This is a genomic window from Streptomyces sp. UH6 (assembly GCF_013421635.1).
GTDB lineage: Bacteria > Actinomycetota > Actinomycetes > Streptomycetales > Streptomycetaceae > Streptomyces > Streptomyces abyssomicinicus.
In genome coordinates, this window is the sequence record NZ_JACADT010001230.1 from 1 (window position 1) to 1,432 (window position 1,432).

Annotated in this window: 2 protein-coding genes; both read right to left on the bottom strand. The window is 75.9% G+C overall.

Annotated elements, in window-relative coordinates:
* On the bottom strand, positions 1-345 hold a 345-nt coding region (locus HW445_RS30840; protein ID WP_180224082.1), incomplete at its 3' end, for a GNAT family N-acetyltransferase.
* Positions 346-381: 36 nt separating this feature from the next.
* On the bottom strand, positions 382-1,432 hold a 1,051-nt coding region (locus HW445_RS30845), incomplete at its 5' end, for a serpin family protein (RefSeq protein ID WP_180224083.1).

Sequence of the window (1,432 nt, forward strand, 5' to 3'; positions counted from 1 at the left end):
GGCCAGGGCGAAACGGGCCAGGGTGGAGCCGTACCCGGCGCGTCGTGCCGCCGGGCTCACCGCCACGCTGCGGATCAGCGCGTGCCGCCGGTCCGCGCTCAGCTCGTACCCGGTGCTTCCGGTGATCGTCCCGTCCGCGCCGCGGTCGGCCCAGAGCCGCACGGAGGGCGCGTCCAGACCGCTGAGCGTGAGGTCGGCCTCGTCGAGGAAGGCGGTCAGGGCGGCGACGTGCTCGCCGGTGACGCGGGTGAGCGACCCGGTGACGCGGGTGAGCGACCCGGTGGCGCGGGTGAGCGACGCCGAGGGGGCGCCGAGGTGGGCGAGAGGGTGGCCGGCCGTGGACATGCTGACGATCCTGCCACGCGGCGCTCCGACCTCCGGTCAGTCGTCCCGGTCGTCCCGGTCGTCCGCCGCGGCGCCGGGGCTGCCCGCGGGGAACTCCTGATGGCTGGGTTCGGCGACCCAGCCGGCCGCCAGGACCAGCCCGCTCCTGCGGTGGACGGCGAGGAAGCCGAACGGCCGGTCGAAGCGGGCCTCGATCTCGGTGACCCGGTAACGCGGCCGGTCCGGGGCGCAGCCGCCCACCATCCCGACGGCGGTGACCGCCGCGGCCCGGAAGCCCTGTCCGGTGAAGGTGGCGGTCGCGGACTGGGCCGCCGCCCCGAGCGCCAGCGGCCGTTCGGCGACGCCGGGGAGGTGGCCCTGTCCGGTGTCCAGGAGAGTGGTGAGGCCGAACAGCTCCCGGTGGCGCGTCAGGTCGTGGTGGGCCTCCACGGTGAACGGCACGGTCAGGACGTGCAGCGTGGGCGGTGCGGGCACGACGCTCGGCTCACGGCTCACCTCGAGGCCCGGGCCGGGCTCACCGAGCGGGAGCCGTCCGCCCCGGACGACCGGGCGGCGGCGCTCCAGCACCTCCAGTCCGGCCCGAAGGACGTGGGCCGGACGCATCGACTCCTCGCCCAGGAGCAGCCGCACGTCCAGACCCTGACGGCCCATGACGGTCAGTCCGGTGACGGCGCCGTGCGGGGTGTCCGCCAGGTCGAGGCGGTCCAGCACAGTGCTCGAGCGGCGCAGCGCCGTGAGGCACTCTCCCCGTCGCCAAGGACCGGAGTCCGGCAGCGCGTCGCAGGCCTGGAACGGCCGGTACCACTCGGTGGCCATCGCGAGCGCGGTGGCCAGGACCATCTCGGTCCCCTCGCGGACGGGAACCGGCATGCGGTCGATCAGCCCGCGGGTGCGTTCCCTCGCCCAGGCGTCCAGGGCCGCGGAGTCGGCCACGGGATCGTCGGTGAGCACTCCGTGCGTACCGGCCGGGAGGCGGTTCGACCACTCGGGCCTGAACCCGGGCGTGCGGCGGCTCCACAGGCCGAGTGCGAAGCCCAACGCCGGCTCGGCGTCCAGCACGGCCATCAGCTCCCGTGCCGCGCGGGCC